General features: G+C 60.4%; 26 protein-coding genes and 1 tRNA gene. 13 read left to right on the top strand and 14 right to left on the bottom strand.

Translation table 11 applies throughout. From position 1 onward, the window contains the following. The first annotated feature begins 8 nt into the window (after positions 1-8). The 5 genes from ACUXUR_RS11885 to ACUXUR_RS11865 are packed head-to-tail and all read left to right on the top strand — an operon-like array spanning position 9 to position 4,861. A complete protein-coding gene (locus tag ACUXUR_RS11885; RefSeq protein ID WP_445502555.1) occupies positions 9-1,160 on the top strand; it encodes a 2-methylaconitate cis-trans isomerase PrpF family protein in 1,152 nt (383 codons plus the stop codon). A gap of 3 nt (positions 1,161-1,163) precedes the next feature. Further along, a complete protein-coding gene (locus tag ACUXUR_RS11880; protein WP_445502554.1) occupies positions 1,164-2,618 on the top strand; it encodes an MmgE/PrpD family protein in 1,455 nt (484 codons plus the stop codon). Between the two features lie 7 nt (positions 2,619-2,625). Then, the gene (locus ACUXUR_RS11875; protein WP_445502553.1) at positions 2,626-3,195 is read left to right on the top strand and encodes a chromate transporter; all 570 of its coding nucleotides are present in this window, start codon (positions 2,626-2,628) and stop codon (positions 3,193-3,195) included. Continuing rightward, positions 3,192-3,722, top strand: a complete 531-nt coding sequence (locus tag ACUXUR_RS11870) for a chromate transporter (RefSeq protein ID WP_445502552.1) — start codon at positions 3,192-3,194, stop codon at positions 3,720-3,722. Before ACUXUR_RS11875 ends, ACUXUR_RS11870 begins: the two co-directional genes overlap by 4 nt. Positions 3,723-3,766: 44 nt before the next feature. After that, positions 3,767-4,861, top strand: a complete 1,095-nt coding sequence (locus tag ACUXUR_RS11865; RefSeq protein WP_445502551.1) for an Ldh family oxidoreductase — start codon at positions 3,767-3,769, stop codon at positions 4,859-4,861. 6 nt (positions 4,862-4,867) lie between these two features. Here ACUXUR_RS11865 and ACUXUR_RS11860 read toward each other — a convergent pair whose 3' ends face one another. From ACUXUR_RS11860 to ACUXUR_RS11850, 3 genes are all read right to left on the bottom strand, one after another. Further along, a complete protein-coding gene (locus ACUXUR_RS11860) occupies positions 4,868-6,055 on the bottom strand; it encodes a 2-methylaconitate cis-trans isomerase PrpF family protein (RefSeq protein WP_445502550.1) in 1,188 nt (395 codons plus the stop codon). A 533-nt stretch (positions 6,056-6,588) separates the two neighbouring features. Next, on the bottom strand, positions 6,589-7,860 hold the full coding sequence (locus ACUXUR_RS11855; protein WP_445502549.1) for a tyrosine-type recombinase/integrase: 1,272 nt from the start codon (positions 7,858-7,860) through the stop codon (positions 6,589-6,591). 44 nt (positions 7,861-7,904) lie between these two features. Continuing rightward, a complete protein-coding gene (locus ACUXUR_RS11850; protein ID WP_445502548.1) occupies positions 7,905-8,240 on the bottom strand; it encodes a hypothetical protein in 336 nt (111 codons plus the stop codon). Positions 8,241-8,643: 403 nt separating this feature from the next. On the opposite strand from ACUXUR_RS11850, the gene ACUXUR_RS11845 reads away from it, so the two are divergent. From ACUXUR_RS11845 to ACUXUR_RS11835, 3 genes are all read left to right on the top strand, one after another. Further along, complete coding sequence (locus tag ACUXUR_RS11845) at positions 8,644-9,549, top strand: hypothetical protein (protein WP_445502547.1); 906 nt, start codon at positions 8,644-8,646, stop codon at positions 9,547-9,549. A 107-nt stretch (positions 9,550-9,656) separates the two neighbouring features. Next, positions 9,657-9,977, top strand: a complete 321-nt coding sequence (locus tag ACUXUR_RS11840; protein ID WP_445502546.1) for a hypothetical protein — start codon at positions 9,657-9,659, stop codon at positions 9,975-9,977. Positions 9,978-9,980: 3 nt separating this feature from the next. Further along, on the top strand, positions 9,981-10,280 hold the full coding sequence (locus ACUXUR_RS11835; protein WP_445502545.1) for a F0F1 ATP synthase subunit epsilon: 300 nt from the start codon (positions 9,981-9,983) through the stop codon (positions 10,278-10,280). Between the two features lie 138 nt (positions 10,281-10,418). Here ACUXUR_RS11835 and ACUXUR_RS11830 read toward each other — a convergent pair whose 3' ends face one another. Together ACUXUR_RS11830 and ACUXUR_RS11825 are read right to left on the bottom strand one after the other, a co-directional pair. Continuing rightward, a complete protein-coding gene (locus ACUXUR_RS11830; RefSeq protein WP_445502544.1) occupies positions 10,419-10,937 on the bottom strand; it encodes a hypothetical protein in 519 nt (172 codons plus the stop codon). A 126-nt stretch (positions 10,938-11,063) separates the two neighbouring features. Continuing rightward, the gene (locus tag ACUXUR_RS11825) at positions 11,064-11,387 is read right to left on the bottom strand and encodes a hypothetical protein (protein WP_445502543.1); all 324 of its coding nucleotides are present in this window, start codon (positions 11,385-11,387) and stop codon (positions 11,064-11,066) included. A 162-nt stretch (positions 11,388-11,549) separates the two neighbouring features. On the opposite strand from ACUXUR_RS11825, the gene ACUXUR_RS11820 reads away from it, so the two are divergent. Then, positions 11,550-12,515: a site-specific integrase gene (locus ACUXUR_RS11820; RefSeq protein ID WP_445502542.1), complete on the top strand. Its 966-nt coding sequence runs from the start codon at positions 11,550-11,552 to the stop codon at positions 12,513-12,515. Between the two features lie 572 nt (positions 12,516-13,087). Continuing rightward, a complete protein-coding gene (locus ACUXUR_RS11815) occupies positions 13,088-14,215 on the top strand; it encodes a hypothetical protein (RefSeq protein WP_445502541.1) in 1,128 nt (375 codons plus the stop codon). On the opposite strand, the gene ACUXUR_RS11810 is transcribed toward ACUXUR_RS11815, so the two are convergent. The 5 genes from ACUXUR_RS11810 to ACUXUR_RS11790 form a co-directional block, all read right to left on the bottom strand. Next, positions 14,148-15,665 carry a DNA cytosine methyltransferase gene (locus ACUXUR_RS11810; protein WP_445502540.1) on the bottom strand — a complete coding sequence of 506 codons (1,518 nt, stop codon included), beginning with the start codon at positions 15,663-15,665 and terminating at the stop codon, positions 14,148-14,150. The genes ACUXUR_RS11815 and ACUXUR_RS11810 overlap by 68 nt on opposite strands. A gap of 124 nt (positions 15,666-15,789) precedes the next feature. Then, a complete protein-coding gene (locus ACUXUR_RS11805; RefSeq protein ID WP_445502539.1) occupies positions 15,790-16,281 on the bottom strand; it encodes a very short patch repair endonuclease in 492 nt (163 codons plus the stop codon). Positions 16,282-16,666: 385 nt separating this feature from the next. Continuing rightward, positions 16,667-16,741, bottom strand: a tRNA-Gly gene (locus ACUXUR_RS11800). A 44-nt stretch (positions 16,742-16,785) separates the two neighbouring features. Then, positions 16,786-17,877: a 2'-deoxycytidine 5'-triphosphate deaminase gene (locus ACUXUR_RS11795; RefSeq protein WP_445502538.1), complete on the bottom strand. Its 1,092-nt coding sequence runs from the start codon at positions 17,875-17,877 to the stop codon at positions 16,786-16,788. Positions 17,878-18,041: 164 nt separating this feature from the next. Next, positions 18,042-18,296 (bottom strand): CDP-alcohol phosphatidyltransferase family protein, encoded by a 255-nt coding sequence (locus ACUXUR_RS11790; RefSeq protein ID WP_445502537.1) that lies wholly within the window; start codon positions 18,294-18,296, stop codon positions 18,042-18,044. Between the two features lie 128 nt (positions 18,297-18,424). On the opposite strand from ACUXUR_RS11790, the gene apaG reads away from it, so the two are divergent. Together apaG and argE are read left to right on the top strand one after the other, a co-directional pair. After that, complete coding sequence (apaG, locus tag ACUXUR_RS11785; protein WP_445502536.1) at positions 18,425-18,817, top strand: Co2+/Mg2+ efflux protein ApaG; 393 nt, start codon at positions 18,425-18,427, stop codon at positions 18,815-18,817. A 7-nt stretch (positions 18,818-18,824) separates the two neighbouring features. After that, complete coding sequence (gene argE, locus ACUXUR_RS11780) at positions 18,825-19,997, top strand: acetylornithine deacetylase (RefSeq protein WP_445502535.1); 1,173 nt, start codon at positions 18,825-18,827, stop codon at positions 19,995-19,997. A 79-nt stretch (positions 19,998-20,076) separates the two neighbouring features. Here argE and ACUXUR_RS11775 read toward each other — a convergent pair whose 3' ends face one another. Genes ACUXUR_RS11775 through ACUXUR_RS11765 form a run of 3 tightly spaced genes read right to left on the bottom strand, consistent with a single transcriptional unit; the run spans position 20,077 to position 23,200 of the window. Next, positions 20,077-21,072: an Hsp33 family molecular chaperone gene (locus ACUXUR_RS11775; protein WP_445502534.1), complete on the bottom strand. Its 996-nt coding sequence runs from the start codon at positions 21,070-21,072 to the stop codon at positions 20,077-20,079. Beyond that, entirely contained in the window at positions 21,069-21,995 is a 927-nt protein-coding gene (argF, locus tag ACUXUR_RS11770; protein ID WP_445502533.1) for an ornithine carbamoyltransferase, read from the bottom strand. Before argF ends, ACUXUR_RS11775 begins: the two co-directional genes overlap by 4 nt. Further along, the gene (locus tag ACUXUR_RS11765; RefSeq protein ID WP_445502532.1) at positions 21,992-23,200 is read right to left on the bottom strand and encodes an aspartate aminotransferase family protein; all 1,209 of its coding nucleotides are present in this window, start codon (positions 23,198-23,200) and stop codon (positions 21,992-21,994) included. Before ACUXUR_RS11765 ends, argF begins: the two co-directional genes overlap by 4 nt. Before the next feature lie 389 nt (positions 23,201-23,589). On the opposite strand from ACUXUR_RS11765, the gene ACUXUR_RS11760 reads away from it, so the two are divergent. Further along, positions 23,590-24,123 carry a GcrA family cell cycle regulator gene (locus ACUXUR_RS11760; protein WP_445502531.1) on the top strand — a complete coding sequence of 178 codons (534 nt, stop codon included), beginning with the start codon at positions 23,590-23,592 and terminating at the stop codon, positions 24,121-24,123. A gap of 78 nt (positions 24,124-24,201) precedes the next feature. On the opposite strand, the gene phoB is transcribed toward ACUXUR_RS11760, so the two are convergent. Continuing rightward, complete coding sequence (gene phoB / locus ACUXUR_RS11755) at positions 24,202-24,924, bottom strand: phosphate regulon transcriptional regulator PhoB (protein ID WP_445502530.1); 723 nt, start codon at positions 24,922-24,924, stop codon at positions 24,202-24,204. Position 24,925: the final 1 nt, after the last annotated feature.

Below are 24,925 nucleotides of genomic sequence, written 5' to 3'. Positions count from 1 at the left end.
GTTTTAACGTGACACAGGCACGGATTCGAGCATCCTTCATGCGCGGTGGCACGTCCAAGGCCGTTGTCTTTCGGCAAGAGGACCTTCCGGCGGATCGCCGAGAGTGGGACACCATCTTCCTCAGTGTGATGGGCTCGCCGGATCCGAACGGCCGTCAGCTGGACGGAATGGGCGGAGGAATTTCGTCGCTCTCCAAGATCTGTGTCGTGGGCCCTCCGTCTCGGCCCGATGCGGATGTTGATTACACATTCGCCCAGATCTCGGTGCGCGATGCTTCGGTGGACTTCAGCGCCAATTGCGGGAACATGTCATCCGCCATTGGGCCGTTTGCCGTCGAGGAAGGGCTTGTGCCGCCCCCGGGGGATGGGGAGGCCATGGTCCGCATCCATAATACCAACACATCCAAAATCATCGTTTCACGATTTCGCGTTGAGAACGGCGCAGCCGTTGTCGATGGAGACCTGTCCATTGACGGCGTGGCAGGCTCCGCCGCCCCGATCCGCCTTGAGTTCACCGATCCTGGCGGAGCGAAGACCGGCCGACTTCTTCCCTCCGGATCCGCACTTAACAGGCTTGAGGTTCCGGGGATCGGCGTGATCAATGCATCCCTGGTCGACGCCGCCAATCCTTGCGTGTTCGTCAATGCGGCTGACCTTGGCAAACGCGGCGACGAACTCCCCGATGCGCTGGAGGCCGATCCGGTCTTCCTTGACAGGATGGAGGCCATCCGCTGCGCCGCATCGGTGCACATGGGAATTGCCAAGGACATTGATGAGGCCGGCCGGGTGCCAAGCATTCCCAAAGTCGCCATCGTGGCGGCTCCGCGGGCCATGACGACTTTGTCCGGTCGTTCCCTTACGCCTTCGGATATGTCCATTCTTGTGCGCATGATCTCCATAGGGCAACCTCATAGAGCCGTGCCGATAACAGGCGCGCTTTGCCTTGCCGTCGCGGCCCGCATTCCAGGCAGCGTTCCGAATGTTCTTGCGCATGCAACAGATGAGCCGATCCGGATTGCTCATCCATCAGGCGTTACCGTTGTGGACGCCAAGGTAAGCGGCACCGGGTCGGCGGAAAATCTGCATGCGGAATATGGCGCGGTTTATCGAACGGCTCGCCGTCTCTTCGAGGGAGCTGTTCTCTACAGGAAAGGTCGGTAACCCATGGCATCCGCAGCGCGTCAGGGGGCTAAATCCTACGAGGATCATGATCCTGCCGGCTCGAATATGACCCTGCTCTTCGCCGAGTCTCTTCTCGAACTCTGGAGTCAGGGCCTTGACGTTGCCGCGAGCAAGGCTGCGCGGGAGCTCCTTCTTGATGGGCTCGCGGTTGCCGCCCTCGGCGCACGGGAACGCGGACCTCGGATTCTGGCACAATTGGCTATCGAGGCAGGAAGTACGCCGGTCGCCACGTTGATCGGACATTCAGCCCGCGTATCCGGAACGGATGCCGCGCGCGCCAATGGCGCAGCGATGCATGTCCTCGACTACGAGCCTATGTGGAATCCTGCGAACCATGCCCTGTCCACAACGCTTCCTGCCATTCTTGCTCTTACGGAGATGCTGGCCCGTCGGCACGCAAGCGTCGGGGGTCGAGTTCCCTGCGCGATCGATATCCTCACCGCCCTTGCCCTTGGAATCGAGGCGCAGGCGAGATTGCGCCTTGCCTCGGGACAGTTCGAACCCGCGCACCTGCAGTTTCACCCGCCTGGTGCAGTCGGCCCCATCGGAAGCGCGGTCGCGTGCGGGATGCTGCTGGGGCTCGACGCCCCTGGCCTTTCACATGCTATCGGTATTGCGGCCTCGCGAGCGGGGGGCATCCTGGCCAATGTCGGGAGCATGACCAAGGCGCTCCATTGCGGCGGCGCTGCAGCGGCAGGGCTTGAAGCGGCCGTTCTAGCGGCTCGAGGATTCACGGCGGATGCCGATGCGTTGTCAGGTGCGCGCGGCTTCGGCAAGGCCTTTTTCGGCAATTCCTTCGCGCCTGAATGGCTGACGAAACCAGCGGACAGGCTCCACATCGTGGAGCCTGGGCCGGCATTCAAGTTCTATCCCAGCCAGTACGGCACTCACTTCGTCATCACGGCCGCATTGAACGCGCGCAAGACGCTGCCGCCGGATACCAGCATCAAGCGCATTCGCATCATCTCGCCGCCGATGCCCTACGTTCATCGCTCGGCACCTGCCACGGGCCTCGCCGGAAAGTTCAGCTTTCAATACACGGCTGCAGTGGCGATCCTCGATGGATCCGTAACAGTTCGCAGCTTCACCGACGAACGTCGTTTCGCGCCTGATGTCTGCGCATTGCTCGAACGGGTTGAGATCCAGGTCGACCCCGATCGGAAGGGACGCTTTGACCAGATGAGTCTCGCTGTCGAGATTGAGCTCGACAATGGTCAGACCATCAGCGGCTTCTGCGATGGTCCTCCGGGAATTTGGGGACGCCACGCAGAGCCCGAGCGTCTCGTCGGCAAGGCACGAGATTGCCTGAGCGCCGTCCTTGGCTCCGATCAGACTGAAACAATCATCGAAAAGGCGAGCCGCTTCCACGAATTGGGCATCGACGATGTTCTGTCGATGCTCGACATGCTGACAAACCCGGCTGGACGTAAGGCGTAGGATACCGATGCTGCAAGTCCCCTCCTCCGAAGCAGCCCCTCTCAAGCTTCGCGTCGGATGCCTTGAGCTCTTCACGGCGTTCTGCTCAGTCGGGCTTTCAGGCTTTGGAGGTGTCCTGCCATGGGCAAGACGCATGCTGGTGGAACAAAGACGCTGGCTGACGGATGAGGAGTTCACCAATATCGTCTCACTCTGCCAGTTTCTTCCGGGCCCCAATATCACCAGTGTCTCGATTTGCGTCGGCGCTCGTTTCGCCGGACTCCGCGGAGCCATTGCGGCCGTTTCCGGCATTCTGTTCGTGCCGGTCATCATCGTCATTCTGCTTGCCATGCTGTATGATGCCTATGGGCACATCGGGCCCGTTCAAGATGCATTTCGCGGCGTCTCCTCAGCAGCCGCAGGGCTGATCGTCGCCATGGCCATCAAAATGGCCTATCCCTTGCACCGCAGTATTCACGCCATGGTATTCATGGCTTGCGCCATTGCGGCAGTTCTGGTTTTGAAGCTGCCGCTCATCTGGATTCTCCTCACACTGGTGCCTCCGAGCATCGCTGCCTCCTGGATCATGCGTCGATGAGCGAACGTGGCATTCTGACCGAGCTTGCGATTCAGTTCGCGCTGATCTCCATCATCAGCATCGGTGGTGCCGTCGCGGTTCTGCCCGAGATGCACAGAGCCGCAGTCGACGTTCATGGCTGGATGTCGAGCGAGACTTTTGCCAATCTCTTTGCTTTGGCTCAGGCTGCGCCCGGCCCTAACGTGATCATCGTCACCCTGATCGGCTGGCATGTCGCAGGAGTTCCAGGCGCACTCATCGCGACCGTCGCCATGACGGGACCTGCTTTCATTATAGCCTATGGAGCCTCGCAAGCCTGGGAGCGATGGCACAAGGTCCAATGGTACAAGACCTTCGAGCGTGGTGTCGTGCCGATCACGGTCGGGCTCATTGTCGCAAGCGGATGTCTCCTGACAAGCGCATCAGGGTACGGCTGGGCGAACTATCTGATCACGGCAGTGACAGTGGTCTGCGTTCTGTTCACCCGGCTCAACCCGGTGATTGTCCTCTCGGGAGCGGCTCTGCTCGGCCTCACCGGAATGATCTGAGCCAAACCTCGACGCCTGCAATCAATCGCATCATAGGACGGAACATGCCAAGCGATATGCCAGCCCATGAAGGAACAGTCTATGCGAGAGCCGAGGACGTTCGACGTTTCGTCGTGGCGCTGATTGCCGCCAATGGCGTTCCTTCCGATGATGCTCGAATTGTTGCGGAATGTCTTGTGAGAGCCGATCTGCGCGGCGTCGATACTCATGGGATTGCACGACTGCCAGGCTATCTTGATCGTGTCCGACGAAACCTGATCAATCCACGTCCCGTGCTGCAGCCGAAACGCGTCTCTCCTGTCGCGTCTCATCTCGACGGTGACAATGGATTCGGTTTTGTGGTGGCCACACGCGCGATGCAGGAGGCCATGGAGATCGCACAGGCAACAGGTCTTGGACTGGTCTCCGTAAAGCGGAGCACTCATTTCGGTATGGCCGCGAACTACCTTCTGCAGGCGGTGGAGGCCGGGTTCATCGCCCTGGTCTTCACAAATGCATCCCGGTCCATGCCCCCATGGGGCGGCCGTGAAGCGTTGTTGGGAACGAGTCCGTTCGGAGCCGGCGCCCCAGGCGGTAACCATGGCCCGTTCATTCTGGATATGGCTCCGAGCGTCGCGGCTCGCGGAAAGATCCGCAAGGCTCTCCGGCTGGGACAGCCGATCCCACCGGATTATGCCCTGGATGCAGAGGGCCGGCCGACGACCGATCCGGCGCGCGCGCTCGCAGGCGTCGTCCTGCCGATGGGAGGTCCCAAGGGATCGGGTCTCTCGATGTTGATGGATATCCTCAGCGGAGTCATATCGGGCGCTGCGTTCGCAGGAGATGTGGAGGATCAATACAAGAATTTCGAGAAGCCCCAGAATGTTGGTCACTTCTTCCTGGCTATAAGGCCGGACCTCTTCATCGGCCTCGACGAATATCGGGCTCGCATGGATGTGCTCGTCGAGCGCGTTCATTCCACTCCACGAGCAGAGGGTTTCGATGAGGTCCTGATGCCGGGTGAGCCTGAGGCACGCCAGGAGAAACGGCGCTTGGCGGCGGGCATTCCCTATCACAGGACTGATCTCGATCCCTTGCTGAAGGAAGCGCAGGCGGTCCACGTCGAACCTCTCACAGCCTCCACCCTGCCGTTTCACTAAAATGGATCAGGCCAGTTGCCTGTCAGCCTCTGGCACAAAGACGTATCCTTCCATGATCCGCCGGGCTGTCCGGCCAACTGTCGCGCGCTGCACCGAATAGCTGTCGTTGGCGCGCTCCAGTTCGATCTCCGTCTCGATGACGCCGGCTGGATGCCCGATCCTCACCTCGCGCCTGTTGCGCAGTGCCGTGCGAGCCTCAGGCCGGGTCGCCTCGTAGACGATCGATCCCGGGATCTGGCTCGCCACGCCGGTGCAGGCCGTACTCGTCGCTGCGTAGGTCTTGTGCATCTGCTGCATGAACATGAGGCGGGAGACAAGATCGACGTCGCCGGCAGAGATGGTCCTGTCTCCTATCACGTCACGATAATCCGCCGGCGGACTGACGATGGCGAGCAAGGGCGTCGCTGGGCTCTCCTCGCGCGCAAGATGAGGAGCCGAAACCATGCCCATGCGAGCGGCCGCGGCGCCTCGGATTCGCTCGAGGACAGATGCAAGTTCCGTGTCCCGATCAATCTCGGCGGCCGTCTCAATGCCTTTGAGACCGAGGTCGTGCGCTCTCACGAAGACATGCGCGTTGCCAATATCGACGAGAGAGACCGCAAGATTGCCGAAGCCCTCCACCTCAAGGCGATCGATCGGGTTTCCGGTCGGCAGCAATGCACCCGTCGTGGCCCCTGCCGTCTGGGCGAAGTCGACCACGATCCTGGCACCCGATCCCGGAACTCCCGGCACGATATAAGGACCCTCCTCCACCGGGCGCCCGTCCTTGACCGGAACTTCGATTGAGAGGATCCGGTCGAGATTGGAATTGTAGACTCGGACCTGCGTGATCGGCGAATCCGGTTCGACATATCCCTCGTAAATGGCAAAGGCTCCGACCGCAGCCGATATATTGCCGCAAAGACTGAGCCAGTCGATTTCAGGATGCGCGATTCCAACCTGGCCGAATGTGTAGGTCAGATGTGCGCCGGCAGCGCTGGGCACGCCAGCCCGTGGAGGCCCGATGAGCGCGACCTTGCTTGTCAAGGGATCGGCTCCGCCGAGCCCGTTGATTTGGCGGCGGTCCGGAGATCCGAAAATGGACAGGATCGTCCTGTCTCTCTCGGCCGGATCCAAGGGTAAGTCAGCCTCCTTGAGGATGACGGCTTTGCTCGTCCCTCCCCGCATGAGAACGCAACGGATTGCATGATCCATTCTCTTCCTCCCTAGCGTCGCCGATTGTTCGCGCGAAAGGTGTAGACAGTCAACACATGATGCCTGATTGCTCAGAGACATGAGCATATCTGAGGCAATCCCTTTGCAGAGACATGCGTTCGCACGCCTTGATGTAAGAAGGTGTCCAGAAGCGCTCCCTAGCGCATCGTTGGATGTGGAAAAACCGGGTCCGCTTTCCGCATGAAGGATGCGCTAGCGCTGGGGAGTAGCCGCGCAACCCGAAGCGCTGCCTGCATTACACCGCTTGCGGCCGGGGTGTAGTGAGGTTGCGGTGCTCACGGGATGTTATTGGGAAGTCGCGGAAAGGAGCTGAGCTTCGAATCGATCCGAAACGCGAAGAACGGGGCCCGAACAACCCTCGGGGAACGCGAAATCAGGGAAGGAGCGTCGAAAAACCCTTTACCACCTGGAGGTTAGGTGGAGCGGGCGATGGGAATCGAACCCACGACATTCAGCTTGGGAAGCAAGATTTCCGATAGGCTGAAATCGTTTCAGGGCAAGAGTTTCAGAGCTTAGGCCCACACCCGTGTGGGGTTCTGTGTGGGGTTTTCGGTCGGGACCACGACTTGCATCCGATCCGCATCGAGAGCTTCGCGAGCCAACATCGCCTGTCGGATGCGCTCAACCTTGACCCCGCCCATGTAACGTTCGGTCATGCCAAGGTCGCCGTGATTCATGCTATCGCGGACGATCATCGGGTCAGCACAGGCTTCGGCAAGACGTTCACCGGCAGCGTGGCGCATGTCGTGCATCCGCACATTGGTCAACTGCTGCTCCTTCTTCCACCGTGCCCATTCGGTCCCAATGCCCTCGTAGGTCAGCCGATAACGCTCCCCCTTAACGTGGTCCCGACCCGTCTTGTTGTTCCAGAAGGTCCGCTCCCCCACGTAGGTCCACACATACTCCGGGTTGTACGGCCTCTTGGTCTCCGGGTCGATCTGCGACAGGATCAGGTTTTCGATGCTCGGCGTCATCGCCAGCACGTAGGGCTTCGGCTCCTGTCCCTTCTTCGCCTTCTTCTTGAGGCTCTTGAAGGTGATCGTCCGCTTCCGCCAGTCGATCTGATCCCACCGAAGGTCAACGAACTGTTCGCGCCGGGGGCCACCGGCCAGGGCGAAGCACAGAGCCGGAAGATGATCCGTGCGGTAGGTCTTGAGCATCAGTTGCTCATGCTCGTAGGTGAACTCGGTATGGCGCGGGGCCTCCTTGACCCACACCACTTCCCACCGGATCGGTTGGATTTGCCGACCCTTCGATTCCATGTGGGACAGGAACCACTTCATCCGCTCCCCAACCGAAATGTTGACGGTTCGAGCGGACACGAGCTTCTGCGGCTTCGGCTTGCCGGTCGCCTTGTCGATCTTCGGCTTGCCGTCCTTGGTACGAAGTTTGACGAACTCCCTCTTCCGCTTGTTCACCATCTCGATGATGGTCTCGGTGTCGATGTCACCGATCATGAAGTGCGCGCCGAGATAGCCGATGATGCGTTCGAAGTCGGCCTCGATGTCCCTAATCCCTGACCACTGGCCTTCGTGGTCCTCGAAGTATTCAGCTACAGCCTCATCAAGAGTCTGATCGAGGATTTTGCCTTTGGGGTTGCGGACGCGGTTCGCTTCGGCAGCCATAATATCTGCTTCCGTTTCGGCTCGCCATTGCGCCTGTAGAGCTTGCGCCTTCTCCTTGTTCTTCTTGGACCCCGTAACCGGGATTTCCGTCTGCCGGGTGTATCGCTGACCGTCGATATACCATTCAGTCCGGTAGAACCCTTTGTTGTTGTATGCCACTCGTATTCTCCTATTCCGTTGTTCTCCAGATGCGGAAAGGGCGGCTATGCCGCCGCCCTTCCAATTCGTGCCATAAAGCTCTTGCGACCCACGGAGACAGCAGACCTTCGCATCTGCTTGGGGGTCGGTTCTGTTGCCCTCGCATTCGCGATGGGGCGGTTTATGTAGGCGAGCAGGTCTTCCTTGCCCACCATCCTCCGCCTTCCCTCTTTCCGGTAGGCCAGCCCACCCAGGTTGACCGGCTTTTTGGTAATGGCTCGAACGCTGTCCACGTCTTTGTACCGGAGCACCTTCGCGACCTCCTTCAGTTCGAGCAACAAGGGCCACGTGTCGGGGTCTTTTGGGTCAAAATCCTCTTGGGTAGGGATCGGGATTGTCATCTCACCACCCCTCGTGCCAGCGCAACTTGAATAGGACTGCATCAGCTTCCCGTAGGAAACAGAAAACGCAATCGGTAATGGGAGTCACAATCCCGGCACACAGTTGGTCAACATCAATCACGGCTGAAATCCTTTAAATCAATAACGCGAACGTACCTGATGAGGATTCCAATGTTCAATATTCTCGTGATCGGGACAGATTTAGCCCTGTTTTTAAACGCTTTTTTTTGTTCAACGAGATTTTCGTTCAACGAAGCCCACGTTGACTGATGGGGCGATGGTCAGTGTCAAACCGGCCTAGTCTTCAACGTGATCGAAATCATGGGCCTCTGAACGTAAATAATGACGCCGGAATCCCTCCACCTGTAGGATAGCGGCATTGTTTGATTGATTGCCGTTACCCATGAACTTGACCTCAAAGGAGAAGATGGCCCGGTTGCGGGCTGCACTTCTGGAAACAAAAACTGATAGCGCCCAGGCGCTTCTTTACGATCTTGACACCTGCCGGGTGGACTGGAAGGGGCGCTACCCGTGCCGTTCGCCTATCTGTTCTCACTGCCGGTGGCGATACATCCGTGCGCAACAGATCGAGACCCGAGAGTTTTTTGCCGATTCCGGCAACAGCGATCTCGGCCTGCTGACTGTTGTGCTCGGGGCCACCGATCACCTCGATGGGATCGAGGACATTACGGGCAAGGCTTATCGCGGCACACGTAACCGCATTAACGCAGGTCGCCGTGGCCGCAACTCCATGTGGTGGAATTTGGCTGCCATCAAGGGCTGGTACGAAATCGACGCTTTTGGGGTCGAACACATCCCTTCGCTCGGTTCGAAGCGTCGGGCGCTCTTGGGCGGGATCGCACCCTGTTCCATGAGCCAGACCGGCCCAATCTGGGTGCCGACATTTCATGCCATCGTGAAATTCGGGGGTCTCGGTATTGGCGAGGTTCGGGAGGCTTTCGAACGCCAGTGGCCCGTGCCAGGGCAAACTCACCTTGTTCCGTTTCGTGCTGACCGGGCGGTGGAAAACAATCTGGATCGGGTGGCCTCGTATGCCAACAAGCACGCCTGCACGATCCAGCTTGGTGGGGTTTACGAACGCTGGCCGGTGTCATGGATCGCTGACCTTTACTCCTGGCTCCACGTCAAAAGGAATGCCTTCGAGTTCATGCGCTTCAGCGTGGGAGAGAAGGTCTTGCACGTGGTTGATGATTCCATAGATCATTCGAGTATTGAGGTTGATCCTCTCCCCTTCGATGTCTCGTTTAACACTTTTCCTATGCCATATAGACTGTCACCGCCGATCTGAATGGCGTGCTGTTCAACGAATTTTCGTTGACGAAAATTCGTTGAACTATTCCCGCCTTGGGGCTGCGGGGCTTCCAACGAGATAAATACCTCAAAGGAGGCCCGCCGATGCGCCAGATAGAACTGTACCCCGTCCCCCTCGATCAAGCCTATGATGTGGCCGACGGAATTCAGCTACCAGGGCTGGTAACCACCATCGAATCTACGCCCTACTGGGGTTATCTTTGTGCCAACCCAGCAGACGCCGCGCGTTTCGTGGAGCGGTTCGGTGCGGCACGGTACCCAACTGTTGATCCGGCAGTATTTCTCATGGTCACATCAGCCCCTGATGTGACCGAGGATTGGTACGACGAAATCAAGGTCGAGATGACGTTGGTAGAATTCGGTGCCGTGCATGACCAACACCGGTTCGAACTCGCACTCTGGTGAAATATGCGGCTGCACGAGATCGACATTGCGGGAGATATCCGCCGTTCCCTCCAGCGTTCGACGCCGAATGACGTGTGCCGGTCGGACCTGCTCCAGGCGCTGTACGGTGACCCTGAACCCTCCGAATCCGAAAGGTTGGAGGCTGATAAATTGCGTGCCGAGATTGCGTTGAAACTGGCCGATGCGGACAAGCGGCGGGCCGAGGCTGAGAAGGCCCGCGCTATTGCACGGGCCTCACATAAGCGACTGGATGATCCTATTTCCACCGAAGCTCAACGAGTTCGATCTCACACCCAGGCTTGAGTTTCCCAAGGGCCTGCATCACCAACGTCTCGGATTGTTGGAGGACGCGCCCGGACCAGCTTGTACTGGTCCACGCTCCGTTGGAGCCGGTTCGGCGGTAGCGGAACCGAACACTTGCGAGTGGTCTGGCAGCCATGCTCAACCCCGGATCGTGATGTCGATAGCGTCGGGAGACACCCCGAAGGCATTGGCGAGGCCCAGTTTCGCCTGAGCGATGGTGAGCTTGAACACCTCTTCTTCCACCACCTCGTCCTCGGCATCCTGGGCGGGCGCGGCCTCCGGAGCCGGGGACGGCATCGGCTTGAAATCAAGTGTGGCCGGGTCGATCCCAAGCTCTTCGAGGGTCGTGTAGCGGACCGGGTTGCGCCACCCCTTCCAGACGTTCGGGAGGTCGATTTCCGCATATTCCGAGAAGGTGATCAGCCACCGTCCGGGAACCTCGGGAGAGGGCACGATGTCCTTGACGCGACCGATGAGGAACGCGGACGAGTGCGGCTCATGGCCTTCGACATGGGCGTGATGAGCGTTGCGCGTGCAGACAGCGTAGGGAAGCTGCCGGGCATGGGCGCGGTTAAGCGCCCATGAACAGGTTCCGCCAACGCTGAGGATATGTTCCCGGGATTTAAAGGTAAAGACGGCGATAACTTCGTTTGACATGCGGGCAATCTCCTGGGCTTGCGACCCTGATATTAATGGAACATTGCCCGCATGTTGTCAATACATTGACCAAAAGTATCGCCGATGTTGCGTCGGTATTGCGCTGATTGGCTAATAGCAGAGTATCTATGCCGCCGCCCCGGACTTCCCAGCGAGCCAAATTTTCCTACGGTTAGATGATGCAGAGACGTGAATCCCGAATTTCTTGGCAACCTCGGTGACGGTTGCCCCGGCGTCGAAAGCGGCGTTGACGGCAGCGATCCCGGCGTCCGTTAACCGGCCATCCGCCCGCTTGAAGAGATCGGGAGCAGACGATCCAGCGGACTTCGCCGCTGTCTGGGCCGTTTGGAGCAGTTTCTCGATTCGGGTGGCCAGTTTCCCGGCTGCCGCCTCCTGGGCGCGGGCCTCCTGGGCGATGGCCTGAAGTTCGGAAATGGTGGTGGCGTTCATGCATGGGCTCCCTGTTCAGATATCCAATGTCGTGCATCGGACATCAGGAATGTAGGCTCATCCTGAACTGACTTCAAGTATCAGAATATAGATTTCTGATATCAGATTGACAGACGTGCTAGGGGCCGATAAAAGCAGGATATCGAAAGTCAGGAGCCCGCCATGACCGCTGTTACCCCCTCGATCACCGGGGCTGTCACCACCCCCGTCGATCTTGCGGCGGTGGCGGATCGCGCCGCCGATCTGGCCGAGGGCGCGCGGGCCGAGGCGACCCGGCGGGCGTACCGCTCGGACTGGAAACACTTTGAGGAATGGTGCGCCAGTCACGGGTTCGCGGCGTTGCCTGCCACCCCTGAAACAGTTGGGCTGTATGTCGTCGCTCACGAGAACCAGCTTTCGATGGCGACCCTGACCCGGCGCTTGTCGAGCATCGCCACCGCGCACCGCATGGCCGGGCACCCGATGGACACGCGCCATCCGGCAGTTCGCGATGTCATGCGCGGCCTGCGGAGGTCCAAAGGTGTGGCGCAGCGTCATGCCGAAGCGTTGACGGTGCCGCTGGTACGTCGAGTTCTCGATACCTGCGCGGGGAAGCTCATCGACCTGCGCGACCGGGCACTGTTACTCGTTGCTTTCGCGGCGGCGCTGCGCCGGTCGGAACTGGTAGCTCTGACCGTAGATGACGTGGCCCTTGTGCCGGAAGGCTTGCGGATCACTATCCGGCGCTCCAAAGGCGATCAGGAGGGCGAGGGGCAAGTGATCGCGGTCGGACGCACCGGCTCCGCCACCTGCCCAGTCGCAGCCTACGAGGCGTGGATCACGGCGGCGGGGATCGAAGCGGGCCGGTTATTCCGTGCTGTCACTCGGCACGGCCATCTCGGGTCGAAGCTCTCGACCAACGCGGTCGCCCGCATCGTCCAGCGCCGGGCGGCGCTCGCCGGTCTCGATGCCCAGGCGTTCTCGGGCCACTCGATGCGGGCTGGGTTCGCCACCAGCGCCGCCATGCAGGGCATCGAGGAGCGCGTGATCGCCAAGGTCACGCGGCATCGCTCAACCGCCGTTCTGCGCCGCTACATCCGCGATGGGGAACTGTTTCAGCGGAATCTGTCTGCCGAACTTGGCCTATAGATAGACCGGCGTTCCTGCCCCCGAACCTGGGGACATTGGGAACAACATGGAAAGTCGTATCTCGTCCCTCGACAAGCGCACAACAGAGGCTCCACATTGACCCCGCTGCGGGCCGGTGTCCGATTCGTCTCGGCCCCTCCCCCGCAGCCCCCATGCCGTGATCGAACGAGGACTCTGCGGAGCAACCCAGATCAGTCGCGGGACGACATGGATTCACCGGAAGCGGTCGCGAACGTGGAAGGTGAGCCGATGCCCATCCATGAACGGCGGCAAATCCGTTCGATGGTGCGCTCAGTTCTCAACCCCAAAGGGTCGAGGCGCGCTGAGACCCGGAGGACTGACCCATGCGGTCAATTATCCGTGTCCAAATCAGGGTGAAGGTAGACGTTGGCGCGATCCTTTTAGGGTTTGTCGCTTTGCTGAAGTTCTTCATGTAACTGGACGACCCGCTTCGGCGGGTCGTTTCGTTTCTATATGCCTATTTCCTCCAGCGATATTCCCAGGCAGTAATTGCGTGACACTCGAATCAGAGGGTTCGAGCGGAAACAAAAATGTCAGCTTGGGGGCAAGACGTGGCAGAACGGATCGCAATAAAAAAACTCACCGCGAGCGACTGCACTCTGTTTGAGGCGGTGTTTCGAAAAATCGGGGCCGGAAACCAAAAGAGCATAAACCTAAACGCTGACGTTCTAACGGGTCAGCTTTATCCGAATCTGAGCACCGCTGCCGCTGCGAGCAATAACGAGATTGCGCTTGCCATCTCGTTATACGGTCCTTCTGGGAAACCAGCGCACAAACTTTCCCGAAAAATCATCAAGAACGCGACCTACAAGAACTGGCGTCTGAATGGCGAGTTCATATACGGTCCACCCTCAGACCCGACCCGGTATGACGATATCGTTCCGGGTGATTTTGCCATCATGGTCTTCAAGGGTGACGTAACACCTACTGGAATGGACCTGATAATTGTGGCCCAGGGAAGCCCTGAGGATGCGGCGCTTCACACGGCGCTCGCTGCCTTGTTTGGCAACAAGAGCATGATTGCGGTTTCATCAGGCGATATCGCCGCCGCAGCAGCCACGGCCAATGCTCCAGATGGGCATCCTATCTATGTAGCTGCGGCTGATCCGGAGATGGACGCCGCACTCGAAGATGCGGCTCAGGGTGGAGAGGCTGGAACCACGAAGTTACTCAAAAACAAAAAGGGCAAGAAGGTATCTCCTGCCGAATTCGCCAAATCCAAGGCCAAGACGGAGCTAACAGGCCAGGACGGCGAAGGGCTTGTGAATGCGTATCTCGCATCCCTGCTCGCATCCGGTAAGATCAACTCCTACACCTGGGCTTCAAGCGAAAATGCGATCTCCCCGTTCGACTTCGAGATAAATGAAGCCGGAACGAAGACGCTGATCGACGCCAAGGCAACAGGAGGTGATTTCACAAATCCCATTCACCTCTCGCTGGCCGAAATCGTTGAAGCAGCCGGGGAGACGCCCTACCGGATATATCGCGTATTCGACCTCAGTGAGAACGGTGGAAAGCTGCGCATATCCGACGACATCCGCCCCCTCGCCCAGACCCTAAAGGACACACACGAGAAGCACATCCCGAAGGGCGTACGGGTGGACAGCTTCTCTATTGCGATCTCCGCTTTGACCTGGGGGCCTGAGCTTTACGTGGAACGTCCGGACGGCGAGGAGTAGTCCCGTTCGGCTGCACCGATGCCATCGTGCTCTCCCTGAGCACTTTGTGCATGACCTCAGCGATTGCCCCTGCCATCAGGGGAGGAACGGCGTTTCCAATCTGCCGGAAAGCTGCGTTCATGGCCCCCTGAAATACGAATCCATCGGGAAACGACTGAAGCCTCGCAGCTTCCCGAACCGAGATCGTTCTTGCCTGGGTCGAATCCCAGTGGATGTGTGAGTAGGTGTCCTTGCCGATGTGAGCCATCAAGGTGCGCACCGGCCAGTCAGGTCTCAGCTTCCACCACTTGTTCGGGAATTTGGAAACATCATAGGGCGGCACGATGCTGGCATAGAGCTTGTCGTAGGCAGCGGTGCCGGGCCGGATGCGGCTTTCACGGGCCTTTCGCTCCACAATTCGTACTGCGGTGGCATGGGCCTCTGGATACTCGGCCCCCTGTCGCATCTCCGCGAAAACAAGGTGATCGCGCGGCAGGTATCGGATCACGTGGTCCTTTACGCCGCCACATGACTCGAACCCTGGCCACTGCCGCATCAGCTTCTGGTATTCACTGGCCCGAATGCCAGTCCGATACTTGACAAGCTCGGTGAACTTTCTGGCACCACGCTTCACACTCGTCCCAAGTATTGGGGGAAGGTCGCCGATGGCGTCTTGCGCTGAAACTGGCCCAGGAAGGGATTCATCACCCAGATCGGGGCTGATGTAGCCTGAGCCGTTGAAAAGATCGACATGCCGCAACGCAACGGCTCGTGTGCCCGCGTAGCCGGGCGGCAGAACCATGTGATTGGTTGCCTTGGGAAACGTGACTTTGGCCCCTAGCTCGCGACGGTAGCCGATTAGGAACACACGGTCACGCATTTGGGGAACGCCATAGAAGGCGCTGTTCAGAAGGCTGTAGCCAGCCGAATAGCCGAGTCCATCAAGGGCCTCGACCATTTCCTCGACAACGTTGTGGCCCCCGTAATGGAGAATATCCGGTACGTTCTCCATCAAGAGCGCGAGTGGCCGGAATGCCTCCACATAGGCGAGATATCGAAGAAACAGGTTCCCGCGCGGGTCCACCTTGAAGGCTTCCGGGTGGGCGGCAACTTCTCTCAGCTTGGCGCGGCCAACGCGGGCATACGCTTGGCAGGGTGGCCCGCCCACCAGCACGTCCACTGCATCTTCAACCGGCCCCAGGCCGAGTTCGGATGCAAGCTGATCAGGTTCGACGCGCGTTATATCACGTGCCCTGGCATGGGTTTCCAACACGTCCGGGTGGTCGGCATGGAAGTTCAGCGCATGGGTCAGCGCCGCAGTTGGATCGACTTCGACCGCGCCAGCTATCTGAAAACCGGCTCGCTGGAACCCAAGGGAGATGCCACCAGCACCCGCGAACAGGTCGAGGACACGGGGCTGCCCACCCGCTGCCAGCCGCTCAATCTTTCGGAGCACGGCGGTATCCTCCACCGTGCCGTGTCCAACCCCACTATCTTTGAATAGAATCTCCGACCTGCGTCCATCCAGGGATGCGGTCGAGGGCTGATGCGCTGGGACTTCCACAGTGTTCTCTCGATACTATGTAACAAAATATCTATTGCCCGTGACCCGGTGGCCCGAGAAACCTTCTGATGCGGTCTATAAGGTGTCCATCGTTAATTTCACATTCCCACAGCACTAATACGGACCAGCCGGATGCCTCCAGGGCAGTGAGGTTGCGTTCGTCGCGTTCCACGGTGGCTTCGAACTTGGAAGTCCAGAATTCTGATCTCGTTTTTGGGGTCGCGGCATATGAACAGCCAGGGTGCCTGTGCCAGAAACAGCCGCGCACTTCGATAATTTTTCGCCGTCCAGGGAAAACTATGTCCGGGCGGCCCGGCAACCCCTTGCCGTGGATGCGGTATCTGTAGCCAGCACGGTGGAGCATTCGCCGGATGATCAGTTCGGGCTTGGTGTTCTTGCCCGAATTCGCGGCCATGTTGCGCCGTCGAGCCTCGCTGGCATCTGCGAAAGAAGGCCGAGCGGATTTGCGGCGTGAGGTCGGTTCCCCTTCAGTCGAAGGGGCCTTCTTATCGCTCTCCACCATCAGATGCCGCCCATGATCCCTATGGGAACTGTCAGATTTCCCGCCAAGCCTGTGCAGGCAAAATGCAAATTTCCCGGCTTTTTCACAGGAAGCTGCGCCTTACTTTAGGACGATGCGGCATTGCCGCAAGCGCCCCGCTGGCAATCTGCTGTCGGCCTGCGACTTGCCGATCTGGTTGTATGACCGATCCATCCTCCCCACTCCCACTGGATGGTCAAATGGCTTCTGACCCTCGAATCTGCCCTGGCTCAGGGTTGAGCTTGTGTGGGGTTCATTGTGGGGGTCTTGGTCGGGTGAGCCCCACATTTTCCGGTTGTTCCCGGTTCATTCCGGTTTGAGGCTTCAGGCCAAAAACGAGAAAACCCCTGGAAAGCCAGGGGTTTGTTGGAGCGGGCGATGGGAATCGAACCCACGACATTCAGCTTGGGAAGCTGACGTTCTACCTCTGAACTACGCCCGCGCTCTTCCAGACCATATCGATCTTAGCCGCACTTCCGCAAGGGGTCAGCGGAAGTGCTTCGACAGTTTCAAGCCTTGAGCTTGGTAGTTGGAGCCGGCCCCTGCCCCGTAGAGCATCTTTGGACGCTCGGCCATACGCTCATAGACGAGGCGTCCAACGATCTGCCCATCTTCCAGGATGAAGGGGACATCGCGGGAGCGGACCTCGAGAACCGCGCGGGCCCCCTCCCCTCCTGCGCCGGCATGGCCGAAGCCTGGATCGAAGAAGCCGGCATAATGGACGCGGAACTCGCCCACGAGCGGGTCGAAGGGCACCATCTCGGCCGCATAGTCCGGCGGTACATGCACCGCCTCCTTCGAGGCCAGGATGTAGAACTGGCCCGGATCGAGGATCAGAGTCCGGCTGGCATCGGCATAAAGCGGCTCCCAGAAATCCGCGATCCGGCAGGAGCCAGGCTTGTCCACGTCCACGAGCCCCGTATGGCGCTTGGCGCGGTAGCCGATGAGATTGTCGGAGCCGAAACCCGCCAGATCGACGCTCACCGCCACACCGTCCTGGATCGACGGCTCGGCTGAGGTGACGACCCGTTCGCGCTCGTGCAGCGCCTGGAGCTCGGCATCGCTTAAGCGCACCTCGCCCTTGCGCAGGCGCAGCTGCGACAGGCGGGTGCCCGTCCGCACCAGGACGGGGAAGGTACGGGGCGAGATCTCCGCATAGAGTTGGCCGTCATAGCCCGCTCCAATGGTGTCGAACTCCTGACTGCGGTCGGTGATCACGCGGGTGAACACGTCGATGCGGCCCGTCGAACTCTTGGGGTTCGCGGCGGCGGAGAGGTCATCCGGCAGGGCCAGGCTTTCCTGCAGCTCGGCGATATAGACGCTGCCTGTCTCCAGGATAGCCCCGGCCGTGAGGTCGATTTCGTGGAAGCTCAGCTGGGCCAGGCGATCCTTCACCGTATGGTTGCGACCCGGCAGGAAGCTGGCGCGGACGCGATAGGCCTTTCGGCCCAGTCTCAGATCGAGGCTTGCAGGCTGCACCTGATCGGAGGCGAACGGCGTCTCCGGTTTGATCACGCCCGCTTCCGCAAGGCGCATGATGGCATCAGCCGATTGGATCCCGTCCTTCACCGCAACCATGATCTTCTTCCAGGCCCCCTGCCCCTACTCGAGGGTTCTTGAAACTTAGCTGTCGACGTCGTGTAGCGGAATTGTCAATCCGTTTCACCATTCTCGCCGCGAAATGCGTGCTAGGCCAGCCCCACCCGGCCCAAGGCGCTCATGAAGGTTAACCCGGCAAAGGCCTAGGCCAGGACCGGGAAGACCCCGGGATCGCAGGCGATATCGAGAAACTCGCCCCGGTCCGTCGGACGGTTGGCACGGGCGATGGCTCCGTCCAAACCATCGAGCACGCGGTTGAGAGCAAAGAGAAAGAAAGCTGCTAGCTCCAAGCCAAGTGCTAGCATGAAGGCCGCGGCTAATCCGGCTCCCAAGACCAACAGCGTTGTGGTATCGGCGGAGACGCCTGTACGGGCAAGCCCCTGTCCGTTCCGATTCAAGCGCGGATCGATCCTGCGCCCATCCACCCGTCAAGCATGCCCCTCCTTGAAGCCCTCGATTGACGAGGCTTCATGGCCGCCTTACCACGGGGACTGAGCATTCCACCACTGGCTTCAAGGGACCACTCATGTACAAGGCCGTTACCCGCGGCATCAGCGTGACGGTGATGCCCCGCTACCTGCCGGGAGAATCCTCGCCCGACGAAAACCGCTACTTCTTTGCTTACACAGTCGAGATCATCAACCTGAGCCTGGAGCGCGTGCAGCTGCGCGCCCGCTACTGGCGCATCACCGACGAGCAGGGCCGTGTGCAGGAAGTGCGCGGTGCAGGCGTCGTTGGCGAGGAGCCGGTGCTCGGCCCCGGCGAGAGCTACAGCTATACCAGCGGCTGCCCTCTGACGACACCGAGCGGCACGATGCAGGGCAGCTATGTGATGGAAACCGCCAACGGCGAGACCTTCAACGCCGAGATTCCCGCTTTTTCACTCGACATGCCGCGCAACAAGCGCGTGCTGCATTGAGGTTTGCATGTCCCCCAACGGTCAGCGGCTGACGCCGCTTGAAATGCTGGCTAAGCTGGTTGCGTTCGATACCGAGAGCGCGAAGTCCAACTTGAGCTTGATCGAATTCGTGGAAGGCTATCTGCAGAGCTGGAACGTGCCTTACGTGCGCGTGCCGAACGAAACCGGGGACAAGGCCGCGCTCTACGCCACGATCGGCCCGCAGGACAAGGGCGGCATTGTGCTGTCCGGCCACACCGATGTCGTGCCCGTGGCCGGCCAGGCCTGGACGTCCGACCCCTTCACCCTGCGCGTCGAGAACGGGCGTGCCTATGGGCGCGGCGCGGTGGATATGAAAGCCTTCGACGCCCTGGCGCTCGCACTGATCCCGGAATTTCAGGCCGCCAATCTCAAGACGCCGATCCACATCATGCTCTCATATGATGAGGAGACTACCTGCCTTGGCGTCGTCGACACCATTCGCCGCCTGGGCCGCGACCTGCCACTCCCGAAAGCGGTAATCGTCGGCGAGCCGACGATGCTGGAGATCGTGGACGCGCACAAGAGCGTCGTGACCTTCACAACGACGGTGCATGGATCGGAAGCGCATTCGTCCAAGCCCTATCTCGGCGCGAGCGCCGTGATGACGGCGGCGGAGATGATCGGTGAGCTCAATCGCATCGGCGACGAGATGATGGAGCGTGGCGACACGAGCGGGCGCTTCGATCCGCCCTACACCACAGTGCATGTGGGCGTGATCTCCGGCGGCACCGCCCGGAACATCATCTCGAAGTCATGCACCTTCCATTGGGAGTTCCGCGGCCTGCCCAATCAGGATCCGAACGAAATTCCGGACAGGCTCGAAAAATTCGCGCAGGAAGTTGCCTTGAAGCGCCTCAATCGCTTCGGTGATTTCGGACATATCGAAACGAAGGTCCATGCGCATGTGCCCGGGCTTGCGCCGGAGCCCGGATCGTTTGCGGAAACATTGGCGCTCCGTCTCGCTGGCAAGAACCGCACGCATACCGTGCCGTTCGGAACGGAGGCAGGTCACTTTCAAGCTGCCGGCATTCCCACCGTCGTTTGCGGCCCCGGCTCCATCGATCAGGCACATCAGGCGGATGAATACATCACCCTCGACCAGCTGGAAGCAGGCGCAGCCTTCATGCGCCGTTTGGCGGCAACCTGCGCCTCTTCTTGAAACCGTTCACAACTGCTCTGCCCTCATCCTGAGGAAGGCCGCAATCCTCCTCAGGATGAGGTGAGCGCATATCGAAATGTTAGTGCTGGGCTTCCGTCCTCGCGATCTCGGCTTCCACGTCAGCGGGATCGAGATCATAGAAGCGCGAGCAGAACTCGCAGGTGATGCCGATACGCCCATTGTCGCCCACCATGTCGCGGCGATCCTCGGGCGAGAAGCGGCGCATCATGCCCATGATACGCTCGTACGAGCAGGTGCATTCCTCATGCACGTGCTGGCCTCCGAACACGCGCACGCCGCGCTCGTGGAAGAGACGATAGAGCAGCCGCTCGCTCGACACCGCGGGATCGATGAGTTCGTGATCTTCCACCGTCGCCAGAAGCGACTTGGCCTCGACCCAGGCATCGTCCTCGGACGGTCCGGCGAGATCGTTGGAAGGATGCCCCTCCGGAATATCGCCGGGATGAAGGTCGGCCTGGCGCAGTCGCTCGGATGAGGACGGCAGGAACTGGATCATCAAGCCGCCGGCGCGATAGGTGTGACGACCGTTTTCGAACTGCTCGGCAACGGCGAGACGCACCTGCGTCGGGATCTGCTCCGACTGACGGAAATATTGGTGCGCGGCCTCCTCGAAGCCCTGACCTTCAAGCGCAACCACGCCCTGATAGCGGCTGCGCTCCGTCCCCTGGTCGATGGTCATCGCGAGATAACCGTTCCCGAGCAACTCGCCTGTGCCGGGCGTTGCGGAGCCGAGCGCTTCCAGCTTCTCCTTGTCGAAGCGGGCCGTCGCGCGCAACTTATCCGGCGCATTGAAGTCAATGACCACCATGTCGATGATGCCATCGGACTTGGTCTGAAGCTGGAAGCGTCCTTCGAGCTTCAGCGACGCGCCGAGCATGACGGTGAGCGCAGCCGCCTCACCGATGACGCGCGCGACCATGTCGGGATAGCCGTGACGGGTCAGGATGGTATCGATGGAGGGACCGAGGCGCACCACGCGCCCGCGCACGTCGAGCGGCTCCACCGCGAACGGCAGAACGACGTCATCATGTCCCTCGAACGAAGGTGAACTCATGCGCTTTCTGCTCCGAGGCACCACGCCAGGATGCCCTTTTGTGCATGAAGCCGGTTCTCGGCCTCATCGAAGACTACGGATTGCGGACCATCCATGACGTCATCCGTCACTTCCTCGCCGCGATGCGCCGGCAGGCAGTGCATGAAGACCGCATTCTTGGTGGCCACGCCCATCAGCTTGCTGTTGACCTGATAAGGCTTCAACAGGTTGTGGCGGCGGAACTCGTCGTCATCGCCCATGGACACCCAGCAATCGGTAATGACGGCATCGGCCCCCTCCGCCGCCTCGAAGGCGTCGGTCGTCACGCTGATCCTTGCTCCTTCCTGCTTTGCCCAGGACAAAAGCTCCGGGCGCGGAGCAAGTTCCGGCGGGGATGCGATCTTCAGCGTGAAATCAAGGCGCCCCGCGGCGTGGACCCAGGAGGCGAGCACGTTGTTGGCATCACCCACCCAGGCGATCGTACGCCCCTCGATGGAGCCGTTATGCTCCTCGAAGGTCATGAGGTCGGCCATGATCTGGCACGGATGCGTCATCTTGGTCAGACCGTTGATCACAGGGATCGAGGCGTACTGCGCAAGCTCCGTCACCATGGCATGATCGAGCGTGCGGATCATGATGGCGTCCACATAGCGCGAGAGAACACGCGCCGTATCGGCGATGCTCTCGCCGCGGCCAAGCTGCATCTCCTTACCCGTGAGCATCAGCGTCTCACCGCCAAGCTCGCGCATACCGACATCGAAAGAGACGCGGGTGCGGGTGGAGGGCTTGTCGAACACCATGGCAAGTGTCTTGCCCTCGAGCGGGCGCTCCTTGGAGCGCTCACCGCGGCGGCGCTTGGCCTTGATCTCGGATCCGATCTTCAGGATGTGGCGGATCTCAGCTCCGGAGAAATCGCTGAGATCGAGAAAGTGACGGATCTTCATTGAGCTGCTCCCGGCTGAGCGGTTGTCTTCAGCTCAGCTTCCATGGCCGTGCAGGCGGCATCCAGACGATTGAAGGCTTCCGTAATGTCCGCATCCGAGATGATGAGCGGCGGCAGAAGCCGAACCACGTTGTCGCCGGCGCCAATCAGGATAAGCTTCTGGGCACGGGCTGCGGCGACGAAGTCGGTATTGGGCACCACGGTGCGCAGGCCCATCAGGAGGCCGAAGCCGCGCACCTCGGCGACGATGGACGGATGGCGGTCCTTCAACTCGGCCAGACGCTGCTTGAGCAGAAGGCCTTTCTGCTCGACCTCTTTCAGGAAGCCGGGAGCGAGGATCACATCGAGCACCGCGTTGCCCACGGCCATGGCGAGCGGATTGCCGCCGAAGGTGGTGCCGTGGGTTCCCGCGGTCATGCCCCTGGCGGCTTCGCGGGTGGCGAGGCACGCGCCAAGCGGGAAGCCGCCGCCGATGCCTTTGGCGATCGACATGATATCGGGTGTCACGCCCGTCCACTCATAGGCAAAGAGCTTGCCGGTGCGGCCGACGCCGGTCTGGATCTCGTCGAAGATCAGCAGCAGACCGTGCTGGTCGCAAAGCGCACGCAGCTCCCGCAGGAAGGCGTTGTCCACCGAGCGGACGCCACCTTCGCCCTGGATCGGCTCGATCATGAGGGCCGCGGTCTCAGGTGTGATGGCGGCTTTCAGCGCTTCGAGATCATTGAGGGGGACCTGATCGAAGCCCTCGACCTTGGGGCCGAAGCCTTCAATGTACTTGGCCTGACCGCCGGCGGCGATGGTGGCGAGCGTCCGGCCGTGGAAGGCGCCTTCGAAGGTGATGATGCGGAAGCGCCCGGGATGGCCGCCCGCATGATGATACTTGCGAGCCATCTTGATGGCCGCCTCGTTCGCCTCAGCACCTGAGTTGGAGAAAAACACCACATCCGCGAAGGTATTCTCCACGAGCCGCTGGGCCAGCCGCTCCCCTTCGGGGATCTGATAAAGGTTCGAGGTGTGCCAGATCTTGGACGCCTGCTCCGTCAGAGCCCTGACCAAGTGCGGGTGAGCATGACCCAGGGCATTCACGGCGATGCCAGCCCCGAAGTCGAGATATCGCTGCCCATCTCGGCCGTAGAGCCAGGGGCCCTCCCCCTTCTCGAAAGAAAGCTCGGCACGTGCAAAAACAGGCAGTAATGGCGATGTCACGGGTTGTCTCCGCCTCACATGGTGACCCAAGGTCGCACCTGGAGGCCGGCCTTGAGCCTTAAAAAGAAAGCGCCGCCCAAGCGGGGCGGCACGATGGGGATTCTAACGAGGTGCGAAACTCTGTCAATTCAAGAGAAATGAAGTGACTCATCACGGGCAGATTTTCCGCAAGGTGACTTCCTTGGGGAAAACGACAGGGGGTGGCCGGGGACTCTTGCGCCCGAGTCCACCCATCCTGTAACTTCAGGGCAGTCGAGTACGACATTCGTGCGGCGGCTTTCACCCTCAGGAGCGACCCCTCTCAGCGCGGTCGGACATCAAATTTCTGTCCGCGAAGTATAGGGGATTCTGGGTTCAAAGAAGCGGCCACGATGGAGGCAGGTTTAAAAATGACAGATGCGGGCGCAACTTGGACGGATGAGCGGGTCGAACTTCTCAGGAAGCTCTGGACCGACGGCTTGAGCGCAAGCCAGATTGCTGCCGAGCTTGGCAACGTGACCCGCAATGCGGTGATCGGCAAGGTTCACCGCCTCGGCCTTTCCGGCCGCGCCAAGGACGTGAAGCCCGCCTCCACCGCTCCCCGTGCCCGCAAGATCACCCGGACGCCCAGCGCCCCGGCCCCGATTGCGCCCCAGGCACACGGCAATGTGGTTCTCGCCCCCATCCCGCTCCAGCCGGTGCGAGAGGAGCGGGAGGTGATGGTCGAGGAGGAGGATGTGGCGATCCCCATGTCCGAGCGCGTAACCATCATGGATCTGCGCGAGTCCATGTGCCGCTGGCCCATGGGCGATCCCACGAAGCCGGAGTTCCGCTTCTGCGGCGCCCGCTCCATCACGGGCCTGCCCTATTGCACGCACCACGCCCGGATCGCCTACCAGCCCGTGGCCGACCGCAAGCGCGAGCGCAAGCTGGCCCGCGCCTGAAGCGCGATATCGAGTTTCAAACAAAAAGGCCGCGCTGATGATCTCAGCGCGGCCTTTTTGATTTCTGGAAAGACGATCTCAGCCCTCGGCGTTCGCGGCCTGCTCGGCCCGGGCGAATGTTTCGTCAAAGGAATAGCCGGCCCCGCGCACCGTGCGGATGGGATCGGGCATCTTGGGAAGGTTGATCGCCTTGCGCAGGCGGCCGACATGCACGTCCACCGTGCGTTCGTCGATATAGACGTCGTGCCCCCAAACCGCATTGAGCAGATGCTCCCGGGAAAAGACGCGACCCGGGCTCTGCATGAGAAACTCCAGCAGGCGGAACTCCGTGGGTCCCAGATGCAGGTCCTTGCCGGAGCGGCGCACACGGTGGGTCTCGCGGTCAAGCTCCATGTCGCCGGCCCGCAGCAATGTCGCGATATGTGCGGGCTTCGTGCGGCGCAGCAGCGCGCGCACGCGGGCCAGTAGCTCCGGCACGGAGAAGGGTTTGACGATGTAATCGTCCGCGCCGGTGGACAGGCCGCGGATGCGGTCGCCCTCTTCGCCACGCGCTGTGAGCATAATGATCGGCAAACGTTCCGTTTCCGAACGCACACGGATGCGGCGGCAGAGTTCGATGCCGGAGAGGCCTGGCAGCATCCAATCGAGCAGCACAATATCAGGCACCTGCTCGCGCAGGCGGATCTCAGCCTCGTCCCCGCGCGAGACGCTGTCCACCTCATAGCCCTCGGCTTCGAGGTTGTACCGCAGGAGCAGCGTCAACGGCTCCTCGTCCTCCACGATCAGAACGCGAGGCCCCATG

It is taken from the genome of Microvirga medicaginis (assembly GCF_052658925.1).
This window is presented reverse-complemented; position numbering and strand designations above follow the sequence as displayed.

Bases quoted from the DNA above. Each gene is read 5' to 3' on its own strand.
- ACUXUR_RS11880 (WP_445502554.1), top strand. From the start codon at position 1,164: ATGGCATCCGCAGCGCGTCAGGGGGCTAAATCCTACGAGGATCATGAT.
- ACUXUR_RS11875 (WP_445502553.1), top strand. From the start codon at position 2,626: ATGCTGCAAGTCCCCTCCTCCGAAGCAGCCCCTCTCAAGCTTCGCGTC.
- ACUXUR_RS11870 (WP_445502552.1), top strand. From the start codon at position 3,192: ATGAGCGAACGTGGCATTCTGACCGAGCTTGCGATTCAGTTCGCGCTG.
- ACUXUR_RS11865 (WP_445502551.1), top strand. From the start codon at position 3,767: ATGCCAAGCGATATGCCAGCCCATGAAGGAACAGTCTATGCGAGAGCC.
- ACUXUR_RS11860 (WP_445502550.1), bottom strand. From the start codon at position 6,055: ATGGATCATGCAATCCGTTGCGTTCTCATGCGGGGAGGGACGAGCAAA.
- ACUXUR_RS11850 (WP_445502548.1), bottom strand. From the start codon at position 8,240: ATGACAATCCCGATCCCTACCCAAGAGGATTTTGACCCAAAAGACCCC.
- ACUXUR_RS11845 (WP_445502547.1), top strand. From the start codon at position 8,644: ATGAACTTGACCTCAAAGGAGAAGATGGCCCGGTTGCGGGCTGCACTT.
- ACUXUR_RS11840 (WP_445502546.1), top strand. From the start codon at position 9,657: ATGCGCCAGATAGAACTGTACCCCGTCCCCCTCGATCAAGCCTATGAT.
- ACUXUR_RS11835 (WP_445502545.1), top strand. From the start codon at position 9,981: ATGCGGCTGCACGAGATCGACATTGCGGGAGATATCCGCCGTTCCCTC.
- ACUXUR_RS11830 (WP_445502544.1), bottom strand. From the start codon at position 10,937: ATGTCAAACGAAGTTATCGCCGTCTTTACCTTTAAATCCCGGGAACAT.
- ACUXUR_RS11825 (WP_445502543.1), bottom strand. From the start codon at position 11,387: ATGAACGCCACCACCATTTCCGAACTTCAGGCCATCGCCCAGGAGGCC.
- ACUXUR_RS11820 (WP_445502542.1), top strand. From the start codon at position 11,550: ATGACCGCTGTTACCCCCTCGATCACCGGGGCTGTCACCACCCCCGTC.
- ACUXUR_RS11805 (WP_445502539.1), bottom strand. From the start codon at position 16,281: ATGGTGGAGAGCGATAAGAAGGCCCCTTCGACTGAAGGGGAACCGACC.
- ACUXUR_RS11795 (WP_445502538.1), bottom strand. From the start codon at position 17,877: ATGGTTGCGGTGAAGGACGGGATCCAATCGGCTGATGCCATCATGCGC.
- apaG (WP_445502536.1), top strand. From the start codon at position 18,425: ATGTACAAGGCCGTTACCCGCGGCATCAGCGTGACGGTGATGCCCCGC.
- argE (WP_445502535.1), top strand. From the start codon at position 18,825: ATGTCCCCCAACGGTCAGCGGCTGACGCCGCTTGAAATGCTGGCTAAG.
- ACUXUR_RS11775 (WP_445502534.1), bottom strand. From the start codon at position 21,072: ATGAGTTCACCTTCGTTCGAGGGACATGATGACGTCGTTCTGCCGTTC.
- argF (WP_445502533.1), bottom strand. From the start codon at position 21,995: ATGAAGATCCGTCACTTTCTCGATCTCAGCGATTTCTCCGGAGCTGAG.
- ACUXUR_RS11760 (WP_445502531.1), top strand. From the start codon at position 23,590: ATGACAGATGCGGGCGCAACTTGGACGGATGAGCGGGTCGAACTTCTC.
- phoB (WP_445502530.1), bottom strand. From the start codon at position 24,924: ATGGGGCCTCGCGTTCTGATCGTGGAGGACGAGGAGCCGTTGACGCTG.